We start from the raw sequence: 21,535 nt of genomic DNA, 5'->3' as shown, positions 1-21,535 counted from the left end.
GTGCTCCGCACGACGGTCGCCCACTGACGTGCTCCGCACGACGGTCGCCCACTGACGTGCTCCGCACGACGGTCGCCCACTGAACGTGCCCCGGGCGACGTCCGTTTGCGGTACAAGGAAACCGTCGGAGTCCCGGGCAGTGTGAGTCTTACCCCTGGTATCGAGCGGTGGGTGCAGATGCCGTGATCAGTAGCCGGTCCTGACCGCGTTGATACAGAGTCGACCGAACTTCGCACCCTGTCGCATTCATGATGGTGTGCGACGTCTCGGGCACGTTCTGGGGGCACACGGCCATCACCAGCATGTCGGCTGGCAGCGAGGCGAGTCGGCTTCGCAGCTCTCCAACCGTCATCGGCGTCGACTCGTGTTCAACCCAGGTGGGATCGCTCATGTCGCCACCTTGCACCAACAACCAGCAGAGGGAACCAGCGGCCTGCCGAGGGTTGTCCCGATTGACGCCGCCCCGACGAGCGAGACAAAAATCACCAGCGTGTGCCGCCTCCTTTGCGGGTGCCCGGTGAACAGAGGTTGACGTCGATCGATCAGTGCTTGCTCCGGGCGTCCTTGGCCACCCAGTCCTCGACCGCCTGGACTGGACACGACGGCCGTTGCCCACGACTCAACTCCTCACGATGGCGCACTCGAGAACCTCTCGAAGGATTTGCTCGGCGCTCTCCTCAGCGCTGAGGGCGGAGGTGTCAAACCACCAGCCGAGGTCGCCGAACCCGCCGCGCATCGCGGCCCGCAGCTCGTCGTACCCCTCGAAGAAGAACTGTTCCTCCGGCGAACGGATCTGGTTGCGGTACCGACACGTCTCGCTACCCGGATCTAGGACGACGAGCAGAAGACGGTGAGGTACCAGCGCTCGGCGGAAAGTCTCGAGCTGCTCACCGTCCGGTAGGACGATGTCGATGACGGGAGTGAATCCGGCAGCGGCGAAGTTTCCCGACAGAGCGCACAGGTTCGCGTTGAGGAGCCGAACTTGCCGGGCTGCCTCATCCGCCGGCTCACCGAGAGGCCAGACGTAGCCGCTCACGACCAGCGTGCTGACGAAGTACGCGTCGAGGAGTGCCGACCGTGAGAGCTGCTGAGCGACCAGTCGCGACACCGTGGACTTGCCGGCGCCGGGCGCCCCCGTGATGAGGACGCACGCTTGACCACCGTCGAGGCCCCGTCCGTCCCTGGGCAAGTCCGCACTCACCCGAGGACCGTACTGCCGACCCACCTGACGTGGCCCCGCACGAGGGTCCAATCGCGGTGACGGTCCGGCACACTCAACTTGTGTCTACCAACTTCGCCCACCACGGCTCGGACGGCGACTACTTCGCCGCCCACGTCGAGACCGACATGTAGAACTCTCACGTCGATCGACCGACGATGCTCAGCCTGATCGGTGACGTCGCCGGGCAGCGGATCCTCGACGCCGGATGCGGCGCGGGCCACTACGCCCGTGCGCTGGTCGAGCGTGGCGCTTCCGTCCTCGGCATCGACGGCAGCGCCACACTGGTCAGCCACAGCCGAGCCCGGCCCGGGAACCGGGCCGAGGTGCGTCAGCACGACCTCGACGAGGGTCGTCGTGCCGTGCGGCTGGCACCAACCCGTCCTTTGTCGCGTGCCGATCCACTGTTCAGCTCGACGAAACCCACCTGGCGACGGTTGAGCCTGAACCGTCCGAGAAGGATGAGCTGCCGGCCGTTACGGTCTGCACCTCAGGAGCGGCCGGACCGACGCCGCCTGCCGAGGCCTTGTACAGCGGCCTGCTCGATGGAGAGCTTGGGCGGGTGATCGGGATAGACCTCGTCAAGATCACTCTGGCCATCGCGAACGAGGCGATAGGGTTTCAGTAGGGTCCGCGTCAGCTTTCGAATTCGCGATTTCAACCAAGCCACGAGCTTCTCCCGTCGGTTGCCTCTCAGGCAGCGTAGACCCGCCCCCCTCTTGGAGAAGCGACGAATGCGCCGACGGGGGGTGGCAGCAGTCCATCTCCGGCTACGTTGGTCTGGTGCTCCCGACGAAGCGGCTCGTGGTCGTGGCAGCCGTCGTCCCCGCGATCCTGGCACTTCCTCTGGCGGGCTGCTCCCACCCTTCGCGTGCGGACCGCCAGCCGCAACTCATCATCGAGCCGACGGCGACCGACCTCGACCGGCCTGTGACGATCCGGGTCGCAGGGCTGGCCCCAGCCGAGATAGCGACGCTGCAGCTCACATCGACAGACGGAACCGGGACCGTGTGGGCGAGCCACGCCGACTATGTCGCCGACCAGCACGGCACAGTCGACGTCACTACGGCCGCCGCGACGAACGGCACGTACTCCGGCACCGACCCCATGGGGCTGGTCACCTCGATGCAGCCCACCACCACCCCCGCCGGCTACCGATGGCCCAGGACTCCGAGCCCGTTCACCGCGACGGTCACCGCGGCCGGAAAGACCGCGACCTCGGCCTTCACCCGGACGCTGGTCCACCCCGGCACCACGATCGAGTACATCCAGCCGACCGTCGCGGCGAAGGGCTTCTCCGGGCTTTACGCCACCAGAACAGCCGAGAAGAAGACCAGGCACCCGGCCGTCTTGTTGATCGGTGGCTCCGAGGGCGGCAACGACGAGCAGGTCACCGCGGCAGCGTTCACCTTGCACGGCATGTCCGCGCTCAGCATCGCCTACTTCGGCGCACCCGGACTGCCGAAGACCCTGTCCAAGATCCCGCTCGAGTATTTCGCCAACGCCCTGACCTGGCTGCGCTCCCAGCCCGGCGTCGACCCCGATCGAGTGTGGGTTGCCGGCACCTCCCGTGGCTCAGAAGCCGCCCAGCTGCTCGCCGTCTACTATCCGGGCCTAGTGCACGGCGTCATCGCAGGCTCGCCGTCCAACGTCATCAACTGCAGCTACCCGACCGGCCAGAAGCCCTGCGACGGCGCCGCCTGGACCTACCACGGCAAACCCTTGCCCTACAGCTCTGACTTCAACAACCCCACCCCGAGCGACAACCCAGAAGCAGTGATACCGGTGGAACGCATCCATGGCCCAATGATCATCGTCTGCGGCGGAGCCGACCAGGTGTGGCGCTCCTGCCTGCTGAGCCGAGCCATCCTCAGCCGGCGCAAGACCCATCACACGACCTACACCGACCACCTCTACTCCTACACCGACGCCGGACACGGCATCGGCAACCTGCTCCCCGACAGCATCGCCACCCCGCTGCCCGAGCTCGAGGGGAACACGCAAACCGCCAACGACCAACCCCTACAGAACCTCTGGACCAAGATCACCGGCGTCCTCGGGTCGAGCTGAAGACCGGCACTCGAGCACTCCCACCGCTCCCGAACAAGCCGCCCTACGGCCGATCTCGGTCACGTAAGGCATTGAACCGATGGTGCCGGTGAAGGTGATGCTCACGGCGCTCTGGCTGAGTCCCACGAGTGGTCTCTCGAGCACCGATCACCGGAACGGCTCGTTCACACCAGCTGCGCCCGCACGGGGTCTTCCATTGATCGTGCCCCGCACGACGGTCGTCCACTGAACGTGCCCCGCACGCCGGTCGTCCACTGAACGTGCTCCACACGAGGGTCGGCCAACGGCGACAATCCGTGCCACCCAAGGCGGAGGGTCAGGGAGCAGCTCGCGCCGGTCGATCAACGATGTGGGCTACGAGCTGGTCGGGCAGTGGGGCCATGCCTGGGCCGCCGGCGGTGAGCCAGGAAGACAGGATCTCGAGCTGTGTGCTGTCCACCAGGCCGAACCACACCGGACGGGCGCCCGCCGCCCGCGCTTGCGGGGAGGGGTGCACGACGACCACGTTGGCCTCCTCGCACGGGCCCAGGCACTCCGACTGCCTCCAGGCGAGGCCGTGCTCGTCGGTGAGCTCAGACAGGCGAGCGAGCTGAGCGGCGTGGTCGACGTCAGGGCGCGCCTTCTTGGTGCCGCAGCAGCAGCCGCGGCAGATCGTCAGACGCACCCGCGGCTCACCGGCCTCGTCCCACCCGGTGAGGTCGTGTTCGGTTTCACGACAGCCACCTCACATCGTGGGCAGCGTGAGCAGGTCACCGGTCCAGCGTCCGTCGGCGCGTGCTTGCAGGCTCTTCGTCCCGACCCGGTCGGCGGCGGTGACGGCGACCTCGAGTCGGCGCCCCTCGTGATCGACGACGACGGTGCTGCCGTCGTGCTCGATGAAGGTGACGAATTGGGCGACGGTGTTGCGGTGCAGCATCCCGTCGACCTTGCCGGTCCACCAGAGAGCCGAGGGCTTCACGTGCCCGGGGCCGCCGACGAGCTCGACACCGCGCAGCACCACCTCGACCTCCGCCCCTGCAGCGATTGCCATGGCGATCGCGTCAATGCTCGAGTTAGTGGGCACGGGCGTCGACTTCGTAGGAGGTGTTGATGGACTCGAAGAAGTTGACCAGCTGCAGGGTGTCGTTGGCGGTGGCCATCCACTTCGCGGGGTTCGCGACGCCGTAGGCGGGGTCGAAGCCGAGCTCCTCGAGGCGGCGGTCAGCGAGGTACTTCACGTAGGTGTTGATGTAGTCGGCGTTGAGCCCGAGGATCCCGTGCGGGAGCAGGTCGCGGTTGTAAGCCTCTTCCATGGTCACGGCGTCGATGATCATCGCGCGGATCTCGTCGGCGAAGTCCTCGTCGGCGACCTCGGGGTTCTCCTCGAGGACGGTGAGGATCAGATTCATCCCGAACTTCAGGTGCAGGCTCTCGTCGCGCACGATCCAGTCGATGAGCGACGCGAAGTTGCGCAGCAGGTTCCGCTGGCGGAATGACAGCGCGACCATGAAGCCGGAGTAGAACCAGATCCCCTCGAGGATCACGTTGTAGGCGACGAGGTTGCGCACGAAGTCGCGCTTGCCTTCGACGGTGGTGATGTCGAGAGTCTGCTCGGTCATCCGACGGATGTAGCGGACCTCGAACTCCTCTTTCGCAGCCATGGAGGCCACGGTGACGTGCGACTCGTAGGCGGCGGTGCGGTCGATGGGGAAGGTCTCGAGGACGTACTCGAAGGCCATGCAGTGGTTGGCCTCCTCCCACATCTGCTTGGCGAGGTAGAGGTGGGTCTCGGCGGCGTTGACGTAGGGGTAGACGCCGAAGGCGAGGGCCTTGTTGACGAGCAGCTCGTTGGGGTTGAAGTAGCTCATCAGGTGGGTGAGGGCGTGGCGCTCCTCCTCGCTCATCCGCCCGAAGTCGGCGAGGTCCTCGCCGAGCTGGACCTCGTGGGGGAACCAGGTGTTGGCCACGGCCTGGTTGTAGAGGTCGTAGGCCCAGGGATAGGTGACGGGCTTGAGCAGCAGGCCCTCGGTGATGCCGGAGCCGAGGATGCCCGTACGGGTCGAGGTCGGGGCGGGTGCGGTGGTCGTCATGGAAGTGTCCTTGGGAGGTCGGGGCGACAGGCTGTTCGCAGGCGGCGTGGGCTACTGGCAGGAGTCGCACTGCAGCCGCTCCATCGGGTCGACCGGGCACGCCGCTCCACCGACCGGATCGAGTTCGAGAGCCGGCGAGGCCGGGACGGGGACCAGCGCGGCCGGCTGCGCCACCGCGGTGACCGCGGCTGCGGCGGGAACGCTGGTCCGGGCGGCGCCAAACCCGCGTCTTGTCGGAGTCGTGCCGGTGGTGGGCTGGATCTGCTCGGCCTTGTTGACCTTGACGGTCGACTGTTCGGCGGTGTGCCGGGGCTTCATGTGCAGGTAGTAGGTGGTCTTGACGCCCATCTCCCAGGCGGCGGCGTAGAGGTCGGCCATGGAGGAGACGTCGCGGTCGGCGAGGTAGATGTTGCGGCTGATGGCCTGGTCGATCCACTTCTGCGCCCGCGCGGCGACGTGCAGGAACGCGTACGGGCTGAGCTGGAACGACGTCTGGTAGACGGCCTTCAGGTCTGCGGGGACGGCGTCGATGTCGGTGAGGTCGCCCTGGCGGGCGAGCAGGTCGTCGCGGACCTGCTCCCACAGTCCGAGGGCGTTGAGGTCGGCGACGAGGTTGCGGTTGACCTCGAGGAACTTCCCCGACGCGGTAGCCCTGCTGAAGATCTGGCTGAACTGCGGGTCGATGCCCGGGGTGGTCCCGGCGACCAGCCCGATCGACGCGGTCGGCGCGATGGCCAGCAGGGTGGCGTTGCGCATCCCGCCGGCGACCTTGATGCGCAGCGCCTCCCAGTTCAACCGGCTCGTGCGGTCGACCTTCACGGGCGTGCCGCGGTCGGCCTCGAGCGCCTCGAGGGTGTCGACCGGCACCCGGCCGCGTGACCAGCCGGACCCGGCGAAGTTCGGGTAGGCGCCGCGCTCGCGGGCCAGGTCGGCGGAGGCGTCGATGGCATGGAAGCTGATGAACTCCATCAACTCGTCGATCAGCGCGTACGCCTGCTCGCTGGCGTAGGACCAGCCGAGCCGTTCGACGACGTCGGTGAAGCCCATGACTCCGAGCCCGACGGCGCGGTTGCACTCGTTCGAGCGCTCCGACTCCGGCACCGAGGACAGCGTGATGTCGATGAGGTTGTCGAGCTGCCGCACCGCGGAGCGGGCCGAGGTGCGCAGCCGGTCCCAGTCGATGGTCGGACGTGCCGAGGGGTCAGCGTCGAGGGCCGGCACGAGGTGGGTGGAGAGGTTGATCGAGGCGAGGTTGCAGACGGCGACGTTGTCGCGGTCCTGCGGCAGGCAGACCTCGGTGCACAGGTTCGACAGGTGGATGGTGCCGGTGTTGTCGTTCAGGGCGCGGGTGTTGATCGTGTCCTTCCACGTCAGCCATGGATGCGACGTCGTCTGCAGCGAGATCAGGATCGCCTGGTACTGCTCGCGGGCGCGGATCTTGGTGAACCGGCGCAGTTGACCGGCCTCGGCCATCGCGACGTACTCGGCGTAGCGACGCGAGAACGCCTTCCCGTAGAGCTCGACGAGATCGGGGGTCTCGAGGGGGTCGAACAGGTACCAGTCGGCGTCGGCGGCGACGCGGTGCATGAACTCGTCGGAGATCCAGACCGCGGTGTTCGCGGTCCGGGTGCGGCGGTAGGGGTCGCCCGAGTTCTGCCGCAGGTCCAGGAACTGGGCGAAGTCGAGGTGCCAGTTCTCCATGTAGAAGCACAGCGCGCCGAACTTCTTCCCACCCCGCGACACCGCCCGTAGCGTCGAGTCGATCGTGTGCATGAACGGGATCGGACCGGTCGAGGTGGTGCCGTTGGACCGGATCGGCGATCCCTCGGATCGCAGTCTGCTCACCGACAGCCCGATGCCGCCGGTGCCCTTGGTCAGCCACATGACGTCGCGCACGGTCTTGCCGATGTGCTCGATGTCGTCCTCCATCTGCACCACGAAGCAGTTCGACAGCTGCGCATACGAGGTGCCGGCGTTGACCAGCGTCGAGCCGGCCGCGAGGTACTCCAGGCGTGACATCGAGTCGTAGAAGCGCAGCGCCGCCTCGGTCGGGTGGTCCTCGTTCAGCGCGAGGCCCATCGCCACCCGCATCCAGAAGAACTGTGGCACCTCGAGCGGGCGGCGCACCCCGCGGGCGTCGGGCGCCTCGGTGACGAAGTAGCGGGTCCGCATCGTCTGCACCCCGACGTAGCGCAGCAGGTCGTCGCGCGTCGGGTCGAGCGCCGCGGCAAGCCGGTCGAGGTCGAACACCTCGAACAACCGGGTGTCCAGCAGGCCGCGGGCGACGCCGCGCTCGACGTAGCCGGCGAAGAACTCCTGGTGCAGCTGCCGGACCGCGTCCGCGTCCGCCTCCCCGAACAGGTCGTGGGTCTGACCGAACACTGCCTTGTGCAGCGTCTTCACCAGCAGTCTCGCGGCGATCGTGTCGAAGGCCGGGTCCTCCTTCACGTTGCCCAGCGCGACCTGGATCACCGCCTCGTCGAGCTGCTCGGTCGTCATCCGATCGAACAGCACGATCTCCAGCTCCGAGGCGATCTGCGTCGCCCGCGTCACCGCGTCGTCCAAGCCCCGCGCGGCCGCCTCGATCGAGCGGGCGACCTCGTAGCCGTCGTACGGCTCCAACGAACCGTCCCGCTTCGTCACCCGAACCGTCGTGCTGCTCGTGCTGGTGGTGGTGGTGGTCATGTCGTGCTCCCTCGCGTCGAGACCGACGCCGACACCCAGGTACGCCAAAGGGATGGAGCAGCAGCCCGACCGAGGGTCGGGTCCGCGGTCCAGCCCTCCCACGAGGCTGCCGACGAACACCTCAGAACCACTCCGAGGCGGCAGCGGGCAGGTCTTCGGACTCGTGGGCAAGACCCTGAACTCAGGGCCGGACCTACCGGCCGTCGCTTCCCAGGACTTGTGCCCCAGTGCTTCTGACGGCTTTCGTTCCCACTCACCGCTGCGGGGCAGTCCCGGACTCACACCGGGTTCCCTCTTACGACAACCGCCCTGGCTGGGCAGCCGAACCAGCTACCAGAGCACCATATATGGAAACCACGCGGTTGTAACTACCTAGATGTGGTGTCGCTGTACCCGTTGAGTGCCCCCGCGCGGCGCCCTACACGCGCACGCGCCGTTCTCGGCTGCCTGATATGGCTGACGCCGCGACGAGCCCACCGAGACCGAACCTCTCCTCCAGCCCATACGGAGACGTCCTTTTCTCACTAGAAGGGGTAAGCGCAGGGAGTGAGACATCGGCGGCCCACCCACGGGTGCCCGGTAGCCGGTCCTCCACTGAACGTGCCCCGCACGAGGGTCGTCCACTGGGTCGTGCTCCGCACGGGAGTCGTCATGGGACCTACGAGGGTGCACGGAGGACTGCCGGTTGATCGGGTTTCGTAATACGATATGAGGGTGGATGTGACTGAGACGATCAACGGGGTTCCCGTCACGGAGGAGCAGATTGCCGCCTGGGCTGCGGAGGCCGACGCCGGCTACAACGCCCAGGACCTGAAGAGGCGTGGGCGCGGCAGACCCGGTCGAGGCGCCGAGCCGTCGCAAGTCGTCGCTCTGCGGCTTACGGCTACCGAGCTCGCAGAACTCGACGCTCGAGCTACACGTGAGGGAAAGTCTCGATCCGAGGTCATCCGCGAGGCATTGGCGACATCGGCTGCGTGAGGGTCCACAGGTCCGCTCTCAAGCACGGAGTACAAGAGCGCGACGCCATCCAGGCTGCGAGCTGGCCCCTCTGGATCGAGGACCTCGACGACGACACTCCGCTCGACAACTTCGGCTCGGTTTCGACAGCGTCGGCCGTCTCCTGGAGACGGTCGTTCTCGTCTTCGACAGCGGCAACGAACTCGTCATCCACGCCATGAAGGCCCGCCCTCAGATGTACGACCTCTTGCCGTAGAGGCCTCGCCCCAACACCTCGGAGCATTGCGCGACGAATCCTTGCGTGCCCCGCACGAGGGTCGTCCACTGGTCGTGCTCCCGCACGAGGATGGCCGCTTTCGGTCCCATCCGCCGAGTCGGAACCTGAGCGCGCCCTTGCAGCGATCGGACTGGGCCTTCGAGCCATTCCGACGACGAGACTGTGGGCTTGCAGTGGTCCATGTAGCTACAGCAACCACTTCGTCACCGACATCTGCCTCTACTCGGACAGAACGCCCCATCTGGGTCACTTGCCGAGTGGTGCTGTAGGTCCCGAGATCGGACAGCTCGACAGGTGCTTCGCTTGGATGACGGTCAGTTTCGGCTGCTTGCCCCGGAGGTGGCCCTCAGCTCTTACGACCTGCATCCTTTCCCGGGTTCGCATCCGGATCAGGTCGGACTCGAACTCGGCGACCATCGCCAACACGTTAAACAGCAGCCGTCCGACCGGGTCGGACGGGTCGTGGACCGAGCCGCCCATGCTGAGCGGGACGCTCTTTGCGGTCAGCTCAGCCAAGATGTCGCGGGCGTCGGGCCACCGGGCCAGCCGGTCCAGCTTGGTCACCACGAGAGTGTCACCGGCACGGCACGCGGCGAGCGCAAGCTCGAGCCCGGGCCGGTCGCGGTTGGTGCCGGTCAGGCCGTGGTCGACGTAGATGCGGTCGTCACCGACACCAAGGACGCGGAGCGCGTCTCGTTGCGTGGTGAGATCTTGGCTTTCGGTCGAGACTGGGGCGTAGCCCCCAAGAAGTGTGTTCATCTCACGGGGATGACCTGGTCCGCTCCCGCGGTCAAAATCAAGCCCGCAAACCACCAGCGGTACCCAACCAGCGACCGCAGAAGGGTCGGCCACTGGCTCGCGTCCCCCGCACCAGGGTCCGTCTCTGACGTGCTTCCCACGAGGGACGGCCTGCGGTACTTGTAGTCCGCATATTGCGCTGCGAGCCGGTCAAGGAAGGGGCCGGAGCTTGAAGATCAAGATGCCGAGGTACCTATTCATCCATGCTTGCTTGTGGGGATACCGCTGGCGGGCGTCTTCTGGCAGCTGCGGCTCGGCGGCACTCTCGAGCCATAGACCGGCGGCGCTGAACTCGTTGAGCAGATCCGAGATCGTGTAGGGACGCTTGCTAAGTGTGATCTGGTCGTTCCAGCCGTTGGAGTAGGAGTAGTCGGCGCTGGAAAAGTACTCCTCGCCGAGTGACGTTCCGTTTTTCTCGGCCCGCTCGACGGCGTAGCGGATGGGCTGTGTCCTGCTAAGGAGGATGAATCCGTCCTTGGCCAGCATCTTCCGCGCCGATCGGAGGGTGCGGACAGGGTCGGTGGAGTAGCCGAAGGACTGAAGGAACAAGATCCGGTCGAAGGTGCGGCCGGCCAACTCAGAGACGGAGCCGAGCTCAGACAGGTCGCCTTTAACCAGGCTCAAACCGGCTGTTGGTGTGAGGAAGTTGTCGCTGATGTCGAGGCCCACACAGTTGAGGGCGCCGTCCTCGACGAGTTCGATGAGCTTGCCGCCGTTGCCGCAGCCCACGTCGAGCACCGACTTGCTGGTGACGTCGCCGAGGAGTCTGCGTTGCGCCGGCCACTCCGTCAGCCGATCCAACGAGTCCTCACGGGCCCTCGCACGCTCGTAGTCCGAAGCGAGTCTCGACCAGGCTAGTGCCTGATCTCGGACTTCGCTGTCGGTCGAAATACCCAGATCCTCCGCGCCTCCCGCTGTCACCCGACGAAGGTAGCCCCCGTCGCTGCGAGGTCGGGTGCGGCGATTCGCAATCCACGGGTCGTCGCGTCCTGCTCGCGACTACTGCCCTCCGGTCGAGCGCGGGTACGCGTCGCGCGCCCGAGCGCTTCCAGCGACTGTGTCTCGAGCCTTCCACAGCTGGCCGTTACCGCACTGGTCGCGCTGGACGCCGACCCGCACGTGCACGTGAGCACCTGGTTGGTCGTTCTCGCAGAACGGTCGCTCTGCGTGCTCCGCACGAGCGTCGTCCACTCAACGTGCTCCGCGCGACGGTCGTCCCTTGAACGTGCTTCGCACGAGGGTCGGGTACCGGGTGCGACCTGTGCATCTTCTGGTCGAGCGGGAGGATTCGTCATCGGCTCTCATCATCGCGTCGACGGCGGTCGGCCGCCACAATCTGAGCGCTGCTGGCTCGAGACCTGGCTGGAGACGCTGCAGCAGCGAGTCGAGCACGACGACGCACCGTTACACCCGGCGCTGATCGACCTGGGAGACCTGATCGACGCCAACCCGATGGTTCGGATGTACGTCGAGCGGATGCTCAGTGAGGAGCCTCAAGGCAAGCCCTAGAGCCGTCGGCACCTCCACAACGTGCCGCAGCTCCTCCGGCTGATGAATGGTGTTCTGCGCTCGGCGCCGAGTTCAGCGCGGAGGCGATGGTCATCACGCCGCTCAACGCTGTCCTGGATTGGGCGATGGGCACAACTGCGGGCTTCGCCGCATTCCGCGACCCGCAGGTCAACGCGGCGCTGAAGAAGGTGTTGCGTGCCTGGTGCGAATTCCTCGATGGCCCCGCGTCCCTCTACGTGCTCAACGACTCGGAGTCAGGCTGGATGGCCCAGGCCGCGCGAGAGGCGGTCGGCATGGAGCAGTACGAACACGACCCGGACGCGGAGCACTGAGGTTTCATGTCCTGGAATGACTTCTTTACACGACGCTTCCACGAGGGCGAGCCACCGGTCGCCGCGCCCAGGGACGACAGGGTCATCGTCAGCCCGTGCGAGTCGACACCGTACGGGATCAGCGCCGACGTCCGGCGGCAGGACCAGTTATGGGTCAAGAATCAGTCGTATTCACTACTGGACATGCTGGCCGGCGACCCGTCTGTCGATGACCTCGTGGGCGGCACCGTCTACCAGGCCGCAGGTCGTCCTGGGCTACCACCTCGCCAAAGGCGAGGAGTTGGGCTGCTTCCAGTTCGGCGGGTCGACCTACTGCCTCGTCCTCGGCCCCGGGTCGTCGACCAGCTCGCCCTGAGTGCGGTACCACAGCCTCACGATCCCGACGCGCCGCTGGTGAAGGTATGTACGCAGATCCTCCGAGCCAGCTGATTCCCGGCCGGAGGCTGGGCTGGCGCACCGAGACCGCAATGACGACGAAGCTCGTCCCCGACGCCTTCCAGCAGGCCACCTGGACCCGCGGAATCGCTGAAGCTTCGACCGCTGGCGTGCCGGCGATAGGCTGAGGACTGCCGGAGGTACTTCGTGTGAGGTCAGTCAAACACTTGCCGTCCGGGATGTACGACTATCCCGGTCTTGTCCTCGAACCAGAAACTCGGTCCCCATGAACACCCGCCACGCATCTCGTGCCCCGTTTGCGGCCACACTGCCTTCTCACCGGCCACTGCCCGCGGGCGGCTGGCTGGGAGCTGCTTCTCCCGTTCTTCCTGTGGCTCTGGAGGTGCCGCCGCCGGTCCCGCAGCTCGGCTTCTCCAGGTTGCTGGTTCGCCCGGTCGGCGTGAGAGGTCCGGTGTGACGGGCGTCGACTTGGCGGCGGCCCGCGGCAACATGCTGCTGGACCGGTTGGGGAATGCCGAGCTGGCCGAGCTGCTCGCGGAGGCTGCCGAGGTCGAGCTGGTCCTCGGCGCCGTCTTGTACCAGCCGGGCCGGCGCGTCGAAGCCGTCCACTTCCCCCTGAGTGGGGTGATCTCGCTCGTCACCGACCTCGGCGAAGGAGATGTTGTCGAGGCGGCCACCGTGGGCGATGAAGGAATGTCGGGGATCTCGGTGTACCTCGGCGCGGGCGCCCCTACCGAACGTGCGTCGGTTCAGGTGGCCGGTCGTGCCGTCACCCTGAGCGCCGATGCGTTCGGTCGGGCCGCCGCCGCCGTGGACGGTCCGCTGTACGCGACGATGCGCCGCTACACCCAGGCCCTGTTCATCCAGCTCGTCCGCAACGCCGGCTGCAACCGTGTCCACACCGTCCGCCAGCGCACGGCCCGCTGGCTGTTGACCACTCAGGATCGGATGCACTCGCCCACGTTCGAGCTTACGCAGCACTTCCTCGCCCAGATGCTGGCCGTGCGACGGGCCTCGGTCAGCGGAGAAGCTCGCAGCCTCGCCGCCGACGGCTGCATCACCTACGTCCGTGGCGTGCTCACCGTCTTGGACCGGGCGCAGCTGGAGTCCTACGCCTGTACCTGCTACCAGGTCGTCCGTGACGCCACCGAGCAGGCTCTCCACCCCCCGAACCGCTTGCGGTGACTCCGGTCCAACCGACCGCCGGAGACCGCTCCAGGCGGGCTTCGCCTTGTCTTATGTACGGTAAGGAACACACGGTGAAGGCTGGGGAACGCGGGCCGCGCCAACCGGGAGGAGCGGCTCGTTGAGCTCCAGGAGACCACCGCGCATCGCATGCGCTCCTCGGCTGCCGCCCTCCCCGACAGCCAGCGGATGCGTGCCCGGGCTGACCGGCTCAGCGACCGAGCCCGCACCTACCGCCGCCGAGCCCAGCGGCTCCGCGATACCGGCACGGTTGAGCTCGACGAGGAGACCGCCTAGCGACCCGGAGGCGCCTCACCAGCCAGTCGACGTCAGCGCCGCCATCTGACAGGCCTCGAATGTCCGGTAGCGGACATGTCCGCTACCGGACATAACTGAACCCTTGTACCCAGTCAGGCCGCCGTTCTAACCTCATCGTGTTGTCGGAGGCCATGAACCCCCGAGCATGGTCTCCGACACACCAGATCGAGTCTGCGGTTACCTGAACCCCCGAGCAGGTAACCGCAGACTTTTCTTCGCTACCCCAAGGTCGTGCCGTCAGGTGTCGGGGAAGCCCCCGGCGCACTCGGGAGGAATCGATGGGTTATGGCCCTACGGTCGTAGTGCACAAGCCCTACCTTCAGGTACTCGACCGGGTGCGGAGCGCGTTGGCGGAGCAACACGTCACGATCCTTACCGAGACCGACGTCAGCAGGCTTCTCGGCGACCGGCTGGGCGTAGAGATGCCGCCTCAGACCGCGCTCGGAGTGTCCACGCCAGCTCTGCTTCGCGCCGCGCTCGAGGTCGAACCGTCGATCGGGCTGTTGGTTCCCAGCACCATCGTGGTCCGCGCCGAAACCGCCTACGTCACCGTCGTCGAAGCCGCTAACCCTCGGCTGCTGGTCGCCACCACAGGTGACCCAGTCCTCGAACCGGTGGCCACCGACATCACCGCTCGCCTGGCCGCCGCCTTCGGCCTCCTGGCGCAACCCATCGAGTCGTTCCGCTTAGCTGCCCCGGCTTCGATTCTCGGTAGCGGAGGTCACGGGGAGTAAGTACCACCGACGACTGCCAGATCCTCGCAGCGAGACGCGGAGGCAGGCGGCCGCTCGTGGAGACGTTGGCCACCGCCTCGGCAAGGCGGACCGGTTCGGGTGGAACGCCGCCATGTCGGGTGACGCTCGTTGCGGGCTCCGCCGTGCCCTCCACCAGCCCTCCCGAGCGTCCTCCCCTGGTCGTGCGCCTCACGAGGGTCGGCTTACGCCCATCCCGGTCGGGGTCACGAGAACGCGGTCCGATGCGTATGCACCCAGGCAATCTCGGCGGCGTTTCGATTCAACGCACCATCGGCCACCCACGAGCGTTGCGGCTCCTGACCCGCCTGAGCCAGCTCGAGCATCCGGTCTGAGGTTGCTCTGATGGCCGCCGTGACGGCGTCGGCGATGTCGAACTGACGAAGGTTGCCGTAAGCGTCGGCGAAAGCCTGCACGCGCCTGCGACGGTCGGGCACCACGGAGAAGTGATGCCAGTCGAGCACGAACTCGTCGCGGCGTAGCGGCCCGAACCAGTGGAGGGCATAAGCGACATCGTTCACCCGGGGCGCCGGATGCAGGTAGTCCCAGTCGATGAGTCCGACAGCTTCCTGGTCCCGCCAGACGAAGTTCCAGGGACCCGGGTCCCCGTGACAGAAGCCGATGTCGTCGCCAGCCACGGGAGGTGCACCCCAGACTGCGTCCGCAGGTGGGGTCCAATCGAGCCCAGCATCATGGACGGTGCGCAATAGCCGAGCTGCGGAGACGAGGCCTTGCTCGCCATGCTGGTGAAACCACCCCTCACCGCCTGACGCCCCGTCGATGTGGCGCAGCGTCTCCACACCGTCGCCAAGACCGATGGGTTCTGGGACGCACTCAGGCCCCTTGCCGCGAAGATGACGGAGGAAGCTATGAGCGGTTTCACTGCCCGCCGACGCCGGGCGCGTGACGACGCCAGCGTCAATAGTCACCGGACGGGCCTCGACGTTAGCCAACGTGGCGCGCCCCGCTGCGTCCATCGCGGCCTGTGCATCGGCGTCCACCTGCTGACCATCACACGCCTCAGCTGTCAGCAGCAACCAGTCGGCGCCCCGCAAACCCGCTGCCGACACCGAGCCGGCCGGGGGGCTGGTGCACGAGTAGCTGACATCTGGTCTGTGGTGCCCAGGGCCACCGCTGGAGCAGGAGCAGCCTCCCCTACCATCCGCTGCTCTAGCAGCTGGCGCTACAGGCTCCTGGTGACGAGTCGAAGCAGGTTACTGCGTGAGGTGATGGTCGAGACGGGTACCACCCAGTCTGAACTGTCCCGGCTCAGCGGCGTGCGTCAACCGAGCATCAGCGGCTTCCTGTCGGATCGCGTCCACCTGAGCGACGAGCAGCTCGACCGGCTCCTGTCCTGCGTGGGCCGCCGCCTCGAGGTCGTCCGTCGACGCGTCGTTCCCAACTCACCCGCTCCGAGACCCGGTCATGGCAGCACCACCGCAGACTCTCCACGCAACTCAACCGCAGCAGCTTCGAGCAGTGGCAGCCAACAATGGACCGCAACCTGGACAGCCTCCGAGATCGGATGACCGGTCAGCCGCACGAGCGCAACCTCCAACGGTGGCGCGAGCTGGTCGACAGCAGCGACTTGCCAGGACTCCATCGCGTCCTGACCGGTCTCGATCGCGGCTCGATCGAGATGCGCGAGGTCTCCCCTCTGTCCGGCCTCCTTCCTGACGAGGTGCGCCGCGACGTGCTGCGACTGGCCGGCTGATGCGGCGAGAGCAACTGGAGCACGCCATCCGTACGGCCTGCCAGATCCTCGGCCATCCTGAAGTCATCGTGGTTGGCTCGCGCGCCATCCTCGGCCGTAAGGGGCGGGCTGGATCGGGCCGGAGTAATCCTCGGACGGAGCACCTGCCTCAACGGCAAGAGTGCAGATCCGCCGCGGTGACCAGGCGACCTTTGGCTCGGGCTTGGTACGGCATGCGCCCAGGCCTTCTCGACGATGCTCTCAACGGCCACGACGGTGTAACAGGTGGTGTAACACCACCAGCGCGTGCACCGGGACCCGAAAGAAGGTGTTCACGCTCACAAACGAACGTGTGGGGGCCACGCCAGGCGGGTCGATCTCCCCGCCACGGAAGAGGTCACTGTTCGATACCAGTATCGCCCACCATGGCGTCGCCGAGATCGGCCCTGGCGCGGAGTCACGGCGGTCGATCAGCGGGGACGTTGGCTGCGCACGAATCCCGTCTCGTAGGCGACGACAACAGCCTGCACGCGGTCGCGGACGACCAGCTTGGTCAGGATCCGGGCGACGTGGGTCTTGACGGTCGTCTCCGCGACCACTAGCTCCATGGCGATCTCCTGGTTGGACAGGCCACGGGCGAGCAGGCGGAGCACGTCGAGCTCGCGGGCCGTGAGCGGCGCGAGCCGGGCCGGAATGCCGGGCGTGCTGACGGGCTCGGCGAACCGCTCCACCAGCCGTTGGGTGATGGACGGCTCGATCAGGGAGTCCCCGGTGGCGGCGGCCCGGACGGCGGCGACCAGGCGGGACGAGGGGGCGTCCTTCAGCAGGAAGCCGGCGGCGCCGGCGCGGAGGGCCCGGTACACGTACTCGTTCTGGCCGAAGGTAGTGAGCACGACGACAGTCGGCGGGCTGGGCCGCCGGAGGATCTGCTCCGTCGCGGCCAGGCCGTCGAGCTCGGGCATCCGGATGTCCATCAGCACGACGTCCGGCTTCGCGAGGGCCGCCTGCCGGACTGCCTCGACGCCATTCGTCGCCTCGGCGACCACCTCGAGATCGCCCTCGGACTCCAAGATCACCCGGAAGCCGGTTCGGACCAGCTCCTGGTCGTCGGCGATGAGGACCCTGATCACCCGCTCATTCTGTCGGTTCTCCACCTCGTGCGGCTCCTCCTCGAGGATGACGCGACGCCCCGAGCTCATCCTCGCTGCCGACGCCGACGACAGGCCCGGTCCGCGAGCGTGAGAGGAGCAACGGAGCCAACCGGGTTCCGGCTCGAGAGGAACAGAGATGGACACCACCAAGAACATCAGGCCCCTGGACTACGTGCTCACCGCAGCCATGGTCGCGCTCGGCGTCTTCATCGGGGTCGAGAACGTCACCGCCGGCCCCAACGCCGACGTGGCGCACCCGCTCGACTCGCACTCACCGCTGATCGTCGCGGTCTTCATCGTCGCCGCCCTGCCGATCCTCTGGCGGCGTCGCCACATCCTGGCCGCGGTCGGCGTGTCGACGGTCGTGCTGGCCATCAGCCTGCCGGCGTTCGGCTGGATCACCCGCTGCGGGTTCGCGTTGCCCCTGTCGGTCGCGATGGCCTACGCGGTGGCGCGCTTCGCCGGCAGCCGGCGCCACCAGGTCGTCGGCCTGGTCGGCATCCTCGCTCACCAGGTCCTCACGCTGGTGCACGACTCCTCCACCGGCGGCTTGAACGCTCTCGCGATCTCGGTGCCCGCGGCCGCGATCTGCTACGGCACCGGACTTCTCGTGCAGCGTGGCGCGAGGAGCACCGCGGAACCTACGCTGAGCAGCGCCGAGCATGTCCACGCCTGAGAGGTCGAGCGATGCGTGAGGGCTGTCGCAGGGTCTTCCAGGGCGTCCGTCCGGTCGACGGCGTCATCGCGGGGGCCCTGACCACTCTGGCGGTCTGGCTGATGGTCGAGAACGTCCGCATCTCCGACCAGCAGCTGGCCGCCGCCATCACCGACGGCAGCATGGTGCATCCGATGTCGTCCCACTCCTGGTTGATGCTGCCGGTCTTCCTCCTCGCCGCCCTGCCGGTGCTGTGGTGGCGCCGCAGCGTCGTCGCGGCCACCGGCATCGCCCTCGCCGTGATGGTGCTGCATGACGGGGTCTTCGGTTGGGTGACCCGGTGCGGCGCCGGACTGCCGCTGGCGTTCGTCCTGGCCTACCTCGGGGCGGTTGCCCTGGAGCGCGGCCGGGCGGCGGTGGTGCTGGTGCTCGCCAGCCTGCTGACCGCCGCAGTCCTGGTGGTCGACTCGACGACCGGCTTCGGAGCGTTCGTCCTGGCCTTCCCGATCGTGCTGATCGTCTTCGCGGTGGGCCGCGCGGTACGCCACCGAACGGTCCTGAGCGCCGAGCTGACCGCTCGGACAGCCCAGCTGCGGCAGCTGCGGGACGAGCGGGTGGCCCTTGAGGTCGCCGACGACCGGGCCCGGCTGTCCCGGCAGCTCGACGAGCTGCTGCAGGAACGCCTCGGCCAGCTGGCGACGGCGGCCGAGTCGGGCCAGCAGCTGAAGCCCGGCCAGGCCCGCGCGCTGCTGGAGTCGATCGAGACCGACGGACGCGCGACCCTTGACGAGATGCGGGAGATCGTCGGCCTGCTGCGAGGCGGTGACGTCGCGCTCGCCCCGGCGCCCACCGTGACCCATCTCGACGCGGTGCTGGCTCGGCACACCCGCGCGGACTCCCGGCTGAGCGTGACCGGTGACCCACGCTCCCTGCCCGCGACGGTCGAGCTGTCGGCCTACCGGATCGTCGAGCACCTGGTCGACGTGCTGGCCGACGAGCCCAGCTCCCGCATCGACGTCGGGTTGCGCTTCGACGACCACGCCCTCGAGATCCGGGTCCGGGGGCCGGTGGACCGCTCAGCCGACCTCAAGGCCGCGGTGGCGCGGGCCCGCGAGCGCACGACGTTCCTCGGCGGCTCGCTTGAGGTGAAGGTCAGCCGGGGCCAGGCCAGCGCCCTGGCCCAGCTCCCGGTGCTGGGCTAGCTGTGGCCAGGCTGGCCCCCCTCGAGCGGACGGGGATCGCGCTGGCGGTGCTCCTTCTCGTGGTGCTGCCGACGGCGCTGCATGGATGGCCGACGACGCTGCCCGGCAACCTGTTCGCCGCGCTGGTGGCGGGCGCCGGGCTGGCGCTGGTGGGCTGGCGCAGACCGCGTACCGCCTCGGTGACCGCGCTCGGCCTGCTGCTCGCCGCTAGCGCGGTCGGCGGCTACTTCCCCGACTCGGCGCTGCCGATCTACTCGGTCGCCTTCGCCGTGCTCGCGCTCGGCTGGTCCAGGCGAGCGGCGTGGGTGGTGGCCGCCTGCGGCGCCGCCTACGTGCTGGCGTTCTCCGTCCTGACCGCGATGGACAGCTGGGTGGCGGCGATCATCTTCACGCTGCCCCCTTTCGCCACCGGCACCGCGCTCCGGCTGCGCAGAGAGACCGCCGATGAGCTGGCGGCGCGGCTGCTCGAGCTCGAGGAGGAGCGGGAGCTGTTCGCCGAGATCGCCCTGAGGCACGAGCGGACGCGGATCGCCAGCGAGCTGCACGACATCGTCGGGCACGCCATCAGCGTGATGGTGATCCAGGCGGCCGCCGGGCAGCGCCTCGTGGACGCCGAGCCGGAGCGCGCCCGGGCCGCGTTCGCCGCCATCTCGGAGTCGGCGCGGCAGGGCAGCCTGGACCTGGAACGGCTCATCGACCTGCTGTCGCGCAGCGACGGTCTCGATGATGGCGGGCTCGAGGGGGGCGCTCCCGACCTCTCCGTCGTGGACGAGGTGGTCACCCGCGCGAGCCGCAGCGGGCTGAGCGTCAGCTGCCGGTTTGACGGCGACCGCGACCGGGTCCCGGCGCCGGTCGCGCACCTGGCCTTCCGGGTGGTGCAGGAGAGCCTGACCAACGCGCTCCGTTACGCCCCGGGCGCCGACGTGCGGATCGTGATCAGCGTCGACGACTGCGACCGTGGTCTGGCCGTCCGGGTCGAGAACGACGCCGGCGAGCAGCGCGGCGGCTCGCTCATCGGGACCGGCCGGGGCCTCATTGGACTGCGGCAGCGGATCCGCCGGGTGGGCGGGCAGTTCAGTGCTGGCGCCACCGGCGCCGGCGGGTGGGTGGTCGAGGCCCGGCTGCCGGGACCGGTCTGACCGGCGGGCGCCGGGCCAGGTCCCGTCGGCAGGCTCGATACTGGGTCCCGTCTTTTCCCACGAGCAACGAAGCTGAGGTCCCGACATGCGTGGCGTCTACCTGCCCGGCAATTCCACCACCGAGCTCCGCGAGCTGGCCGACCCCGAGCCTGGACCCGGCCAGGTGCTGCTGGCGATGCGGGCCTCGACGGTCTGCGGCTCCGACATCCGGGCGATCTACCGCGAGCACCTCCAGGGCGATCCGGCGGAGATGTACCAGGGCGTCGTCGCCGGCCACGAGCCGGCCGGTCAGGTCGTGGCGGTCGGCCCGGGCGCGGTCCGGATCGCCGTCGGGGACCGGGTCTGCCTCTACCACATCAGCGGCTGCGGCCAGTGCGACGACTGTGTCCGCGGGTACCAGATCAGCTGCTCGTCGCCCCGGCGGGCGGCGTACGGCTGGCAGCGCGACGGCGGCCACGCCGACCTGATCCTGGCCGAGGAGCGGGACTGCATCGTGCTGCCCGACGTCGTCACCTTCCTCGACGGCGCCTGCGTGGCCTGCGGCTTCGGCACCGCGTACGAGGGTCTGCTCCGCGCGGCGGTCAGCGGTCGGGACGCCCTCGCCGTGGTCGGGCTGGGGCCGGTCGGGCTGGCCGCCGGCCTGCTGGGCGGCAAGCTCGGGGCCACCCCGCGCGTCGGCTTCGACCCCAGTCCGGAGCGCCGGGACCTCGCCGTCCGGCTCGGCGCGGTCGACGCCGCCTTCGCTGCCGACCGGGTCGATGACGCCCGGACGGCGCTCGGTGGCGGCGCGCACGTCGCCATCGACTGCTCGGGCAGCGAACCCGGACGGGGCACCGCCGTCGCCGTGACCCGCGCGCGGGGCCGGGTGGTGCTCGTGGGTGAGGGCAACGGGATGACCGTGCCCGAGGTCAGCCCGACGTTGATCCACCCGTCGATCACGATCATCGGGTCCTGGGTCACCAGCCTCGAGCACATGCGCGAGCTGGTCGAGCGCCTCCCTTACTGGGACCTGCACCCGGAGGTGGTGGTCTCAGACACCTTCGGCCTCGCCGACGCCGGGGCCGCGTACGCCCTGGCCGATGCCGGCAGATCGGGCAAGATCGCGCTGGTTCCGTGAGCTCGGGTCAG

The 21,535-nt window shown here is 68.1% G+C and carries 22 protein-coding genes and 1 riboswitch; of the genes, 13 read left to right on the top strand and 9 right to left on the bottom strand.

Annotation, left to right across the window (positions count from 1 at the left end; all coding sequences use genetic code 11):
- Positions 1-619: 619 nt before the first annotated feature.
- Positions 620-1,201, bottom strand: a complete 582-nt coding sequence (locus tag ACFE7W_RS14160; RefSeq protein WP_375425557.1) for an AAA family ATPase — start codon at positions 1,199-1,201, stop codon at positions 620-622.
- A 29-nt stretch (positions 1,202-1,230) separates the two neighbouring features.
- Here ACFE7W_RS14160 and ACFE7W_RS14155 point away from each other — a divergent pair, with 29 nt between their 5' ends.
- The 3 genes from ACFE7W_RS14155 (at position 1,231) to ACFE7W_RS14145 (ending at position 3,289) form a co-directional block, all read left to right on the top strand.
- Positions 1,231-1,353: a hypothetical protein gene (locus tag ACFE7W_RS14155; protein ID WP_375425449.1), complete on the top strand. Its 123-nt coding sequence runs from the start codon at positions 1,231-1,233 to the stop codon at positions 1,351-1,353.
- Positions 1,354-1,377: 24 nt separating this feature from the next.
- Complete coding sequence (locus tag ACFE7W_RS14150) at positions 1,378-1,785, top strand: class I SAM-dependent methyltransferase (RefSeq protein ID WP_375425448.1); 408 nt, start codon at positions 1,378-1,380, stop codon at positions 1,783-1,785.
- A gap of 217 nt (positions 1,786-2,002) precedes the next feature.
- Positions 2,003-3,289 (top strand): acyl-CoA thioesterase/BAAT N-terminal domain-containing protein, encoded by a 1,287-nt coding sequence (locus ACFE7W_RS14145; RefSeq protein WP_375425447.1) that lies wholly within the window; start codon positions 2,003-2,005, stop codon positions 3,287-3,289.
- 316 nt (positions 3,290-3,605) lie between these two features.
- Here the strand turns inward: ACFE7W_RS14145 and ACFE7W_RS14140 are convergent, their stop codons facing one another.
- From ACFE7W_RS14140 to ACFE7W_RS14125, 4 genes are read right to left on the bottom strand one after another with little or no spacing between them, the layout of a single operon-like run.
- Positions 3,606-3,953: a (2Fe-2S) ferredoxin domain-containing protein gene (locus tag ACFE7W_RS14140; RefSeq protein ID WP_375425446.1), complete on the bottom strand. Its 348-nt coding sequence runs from the start codon at positions 3,951-3,953 to the stop codon at positions 3,606-3,608.
- A 60-nt stretch (positions 3,954-4,013) separates the two neighbouring features.
- Positions 4,014-4,319 carry a hypothetical protein gene (locus ACFE7W_RS14135; protein ID WP_375425445.1) on the bottom strand — a complete coding sequence of 102 codons (306 nt, stop codon included), beginning with the start codon at positions 4,317-4,319 and terminating at the stop codon, positions 4,014-4,016.
- Positions 4,320-4,341: 22 nt separating this feature from the next.
- Positions 4,342-5,358 carry a ribonucleotide-diphosphate reductase subunit beta gene (locus ACFE7W_RS14130; protein WP_375425444.1) on the bottom strand — a complete coding sequence of 339 codons (1,017 nt, stop codon included), beginning with the start codon at positions 5,356-5,358 and terminating at the stop codon, positions 4,342-4,344.
- 51 nt (positions 5,359-5,409) lie between these two features.
- Complete coding sequence (locus ACFE7W_RS14125) at positions 5,410-8,043, bottom strand: ribonucleoside-diphosphate reductase subunit alpha (RefSeq protein WP_375425443.1); 2,634 nt, start codon at positions 8,041-8,043, stop codon at positions 5,410-5,412.
- Between the two features lie 128 nt (positions 8,044-8,171).
- A riboswitch (cobalamin riboswitch) is annotated at positions 8,172-8,389 on the bottom strand.
- Between the two features lie 362 nt (positions 8,390-8,751).
- Between ACFE7W_RS14125 and ACFE7W_RS14120 the strand changes: the two genes are divergently transcribed.
- Positions 8,752-9,021: a ribbon-helix-helix protein, CopG family gene (locus tag ACFE7W_RS14120; RefSeq protein WP_375425442.1), complete on the top strand. Its 270-nt coding sequence runs from the start codon at positions 8,752-8,754 to the stop codon at positions 9,019-9,021.
- Between the two features lie 502 nt (positions 9,022-9,523).
- Here ACFE7W_RS14120 and ACFE7W_RS14115 read toward each other — a convergent pair.
- Together ACFE7W_RS14115 and ACFE7W_RS14110 are read right to left on the bottom strand one after the other, a co-directional pair.
- Positions 9,524-10,129, bottom strand: coding sequence for a recombinase family protein (locus ACFE7W_RS14115; protein ID WP_375425441.1), 606 nt, complete (start codon positions 10,127-10,129; stop codon positions 9,524-9,526).
- A 96-nt stretch (positions 10,130-10,225) separates the two neighbouring features.
- The gene (locus tag ACFE7W_RS14110; protein WP_375425440.1) at positions 10,226-10,996 is read right to left on the bottom strand and encodes a class I SAM-dependent methyltransferase; all 771 of its coding nucleotides are present in this window, start codon (positions 10,994-10,996) and stop codon (positions 10,226-10,228) included.
- A gap of 674 nt (positions 10,997-11,670) precedes the next feature.
- Between ACFE7W_RS14110 and ACFE7W_RS14105 the strand changes: the two genes are divergently transcribed.
- The 4 genes from ACFE7W_RS14105 (at position 11,671) to ACFE7W_RS14090 (ending at position 14,549) form a co-directional block, all read left to right on the top strand.
- Positions 11,671-11,916: a phophatidylserine decarboxylase associated domain-containing protein gene (locus tag ACFE7W_RS14105; protein ID WP_375425439.1), complete on the top strand. Its 246-nt coding sequence runs from the start codon at positions 11,671-11,673 to the stop codon at positions 11,914-11,916.
- A gap of 6 nt (positions 11,917-11,922) precedes the next feature.
- Positions 11,923-12,345: a phosphatidylserine decarboxylase gene (locus ACFE7W_RS14100; RefSeq protein ID WP_375425438.1), complete on the top strand. Its 423-nt coding sequence runs from the start codon at positions 11,923-11,925 to the stop codon at positions 12,343-12,345.
- A 420-nt stretch (positions 12,346-12,765) separates the two neighbouring features.
- On the top strand, positions 12,766-13,497 hold the full coding sequence (locus ACFE7W_RS14095; RefSeq protein WP_375425437.1) for a Crp/Fnr family transcriptional regulator: 732 nt from the start codon (positions 12,766-12,768) through the stop codon (positions 13,495-13,497).
- Positions 13,498-14,117: 620 nt separating this feature from the next.
- Positions 14,118-14,549 (top strand): DUF302 domain-containing protein, encoded by a 432-nt coding sequence (locus ACFE7W_RS14090; protein ID WP_375425436.1) that lies wholly within the window; start codon positions 14,118-14,120, stop codon positions 14,547-14,549.
- Between the two features lie 224 nt (positions 14,550-14,773).
- Here the strand turns inward: ACFE7W_RS14090 and ACFE7W_RS14085 are convergent, their stop codons facing one another.
- Positions 14,774-15,568 carry a phosphotransferase gene (locus tag ACFE7W_RS14085; RefSeq protein WP_375425435.1) on the bottom strand — a complete coding sequence of 265 codons (795 nt, stop codon included), beginning with the start codon at positions 15,566-15,568 and terminating at the stop codon, positions 14,774-14,776.
- Between the two features lie 524 nt (positions 15,569-16,092).
- Between ACFE7W_RS14085 and ACFE7W_RS14080 the strand changes: the two genes are divergently transcribed.
- Positions 16,093-16,281 (top strand): hypothetical protein, encoded by a 189-nt coding sequence (locus ACFE7W_RS14080; RefSeq protein WP_375425434.1) that lies wholly within the window; start codon positions 16,093-16,095, stop codon positions 16,279-16,281.
- 449 nt (positions 16,282-16,730) lie between these two features.
- On the opposite strand, the gene ACFE7W_RS14075 is transcribed toward ACFE7W_RS14080, so the two are convergent.
- Positions 16,731-17,390, bottom strand: coding sequence for a response regulator transcription factor (locus ACFE7W_RS14075; RefSeq protein ID WP_375425433.1), 660 nt, complete (start codon positions 17,388-17,390; stop codon positions 16,731-16,733).
- Between the two features lie 157 nt (positions 17,391-17,547).
- Between ACFE7W_RS14075 and ACFE7W_RS14070 the strand changes: the two genes are divergently transcribed.
- From ACFE7W_RS14070 to ACFE7W_RS14055, 4 genes are all read left to right on the top strand, one after another.
- Positions 17,548-18,087, top strand: coding sequence for a hypothetical protein (locus tag ACFE7W_RS14070; protein ID WP_375425432.1), 540 nt, complete (start codon positions 17,548-17,550; stop codon positions 18,085-18,087).
- An 11-nt stretch (positions 18,088-18,098) separates the two neighbouring features.
- The gene (locus ACFE7W_RS14065) at positions 18,099-19,268 is read left to right on the top strand and encodes a hypothetical protein (protein WP_375425431.1); all 1,170 of its coding nucleotides are present in this window, start codon (positions 18,099-18,101) and stop codon (positions 19,266-19,268) included.
- A 2-nt stretch (positions 19,269-19,270) separates the two neighbouring features.
- Positions 19,271-20,407, top strand: coding sequence for a sensor histidine kinase (locus tag ACFE7W_RS14060; protein ID WP_375425430.1), 1,137 nt, complete (start codon positions 19,271-19,273; stop codon positions 20,405-20,407).
- An 85-nt stretch (positions 20,408-20,492) separates the two neighbouring features.
- Positions 20,493-21,524 carry an alcohol dehydrogenase catalytic domain-containing protein gene (locus ACFE7W_RS14055; RefSeq protein ID WP_375425429.1) on the top strand — a complete coding sequence of 344 codons (1,032 nt, stop codon included), beginning with the start codon at positions 20,493-20,495 and terminating at the stop codon, positions 21,522-21,524.
- The last annotated feature ends 11 nt before the right edge of the window (positions 21,525-21,535 follow it).

This window comes from uncultured Friedmanniella sp., from assembly GCF_964244285.1.
GTDB lineage: Bacteria > Actinomycetota > Actinomycetes > Propionibacteriales > Propionibacteriaceae > Microlunatus.
Note: the sequence above shows the minus strand (reverse complement) of the source record. Positions and strands in the feature narration are given on the sequence as shown.

What these genes read in the sequence shown, in the direction of transcription:
- ACFE7W_RS14150 (WP_375425448.1), top strand. Translation starts at nt 1,378, where the DNA reads ATGCTCAGCCTGATCGGTGACGTCGCCGGGCAGCGGATCCTCGACGCC.
- ACFE7W_RS14070 (WP_375425432.1), top strand. Translation starts at nt 17,548, where the DNA reads ATGGACACCACCAAGAACATCAGGCCCCTGGACTACGTGCTCACCGCA.
- ACFE7W_RS14055 (WP_375425429.1), top strand. Translation starts at nt 20,493, where the DNA reads ATGCGTGGCGTCTACCTGCCCGGCAATTCCACCACCGAGCTCCGCGAG.
- ACFE7W_RS14100 (WP_375425438.1), top strand. Translation starts at nt 11,923, where the DNA reads ATGTCCTGGAATGACTTCTTTACACGACGCTTCCACGAGGGCGAGCCA.
- ACFE7W_RS14065 (WP_375425431.1), top strand. Translation starts at nt 18,099, where the DNA reads ATGCGTGAGGGCTGTCGCAGGGTCTTCCAGGGCGTCCGTCCGGTCGAC.
- ACFE7W_RS14125 (WP_375425443.1), bottom strand. Translation starts at nt 8,043, where the DNA reads ATGACCACCACCACCACCAGCACGAGCAGCACGACGGTTCGGGTGACG.
- ACFE7W_RS14080 (WP_375425434.1), top strand. Translation starts at nt 16,093, where the DNA reads ATGACCGGTCAGCCGCACGAGCGCAACCTCCAACGGTGGCGCGAGCTG.
- ACFE7W_RS14130 (WP_375425444.1), bottom strand. Translation starts at nt 5,358, where the DNA reads ATGACGACCACCGCACCCGCCCCGACCTCGACCCGTACGGGCATCCTC.
- ACFE7W_RS14120 (WP_375425442.1), top strand. Translation starts at nt 8,752, where the DNA reads ATGAGGGTGGATGTGACTGAGACGATCAACGGGGTTCCCGTCACGGAG.
- ACFE7W_RS14135 (WP_375425445.1), bottom strand. Translation starts at nt 4,319, where the DNA reads ATGGCAATCGCTGCAGGGGCGGAGGTCGAGGTGGTGCTGCGCGGTGTC.
- ACFE7W_RS14105 (WP_375425439.1), top strand. Translation starts at nt 11,671, where the DNA reads ATGGTCATCACGCCGCTCAACGCTGTCCTGGATTGGGCGATGGGCACA.